This window comes from Actinomycetota bacterium, from assembly GCA_005774595.1.
In the GTDB taxonomy this organism is placed as follows: Bacteria; Actinomycetota; Coriobacteriia; order Anaerosomatales; family D1FN1-002; genus D1FN1-002.
In genome coordinates this window covers 1-1,000 of sequence record VAUM01000524.1, presented here as the reverse complement: position 1 = coordinate 1,000, position 1,000 = coordinate 1, and the positions used below count along the sequence as shown (strand labels likewise).

Here is a 1,000-nt window from a genome sequence, read left to right as displayed (position 1 = left end):
ATCAAGGAGTACTTCTATCACTACCGGATCACCGGCTCGGACTTCACGGTCACGCTCGACCCGACCGTGGAGCCCGAGATCCACACGCCCGCCGAGTCCGAGCCGTGGGTCATCACGTGCGTCGACACCGGCGAGGACACGCTGAAGGGCGGCCGCGTCAAGCGCCTCGAGCCGTACCTCGCGGACGCCGACCGCTTCCACCTCACCTACGGTGACGGCGTCTCCGACATCGACGTCGCGGCGCTCGACGCCTTCCACGCCGGCCACGACGGCGAGGGGACGGTCTCGGCGGTCCGCCCGCCGTCTCGCTTCGGCGAGATGGTCATCGAGGGCGACCGGGTCCGGCACTTCGAGGAGAAGCCCCAGCTCACGAGCGGGCTCATCAACGGCGGCTTCTTCGTGTTCGACCGCTCGTTCCTCGGCCGCCTCACCGACGCCGAGGACTGCGACCTCGAGTTCGGCGCACTGCAGGACCTCGCCGAAGAAGGCGGCCTGCGCGTGCGCGTGCACGACGGGTTCTGGCAGTGCATGGACACCGCGCGCGAACGTGACTACCTCGAGGGCCTGTGGATCAAGGGGCAGGCGCCCTGGAAGGTCTGGGAGTAGGCGCGTGGCATCGTTCTCCGACATCTACCGCGGCAAGCGCGTGCTCGTCACCGGGCACACCGGCTTCAAGGGCTCCTGGCTCGCCATCTGGCTGATGGAGCTCGGCGCCGAGGTCAAGGGCATCGCCCTGCCGCCGCGCTCGCCCGAGGAGCACTTCGTGCTGACGGACCTCGAGCACCGGATGGATTCCGGGTTCGTCGACGTGCGCGACCGCGCGGCGGTCCGCGAGGTCGTCGGCTCGTTCCGGCCCGACGTCGTGTTCCACCTTGCGGCGCAGGCGATCGTCCGCGACTCCTACGAGGTGCCGGTCGAGACGTTCGACACGAACGTCATGGGCACGGTGCACGTCCTCGACGCGCTGCGCGAGGTCGACTGCTGCAGCGCGGCGGTGATG

At 69.3% G+C, this 1,000-nt stretch carries 2 protein-coding genes; both read left to right on the top strand.

Going from position 1 to position 1,000, the window contains the following annotated elements; all coding sequences use genetic code 11:
* Positions 1-606 (top strand): glucose-1-phosphate cytidylyltransferase, encoded by a 606-nt coding sequence (locus FDZ70_11425; protein ID TLM64556.1) that lies wholly within the window; start codon positions 1-3, stop codon positions 604-606.
* Positions 548-1,000, top strand: a 453-nt coding sequence (locus tag FDZ70_11420) for an NAD-dependent epimerase/dehydratase family protein (GenBank protein TLM64555.1), incomplete at its 3' end; no start/stop codon positions are given. The genes FDZ70_11425 and FDZ70_11420, both read left to right, overlap by 59 nt.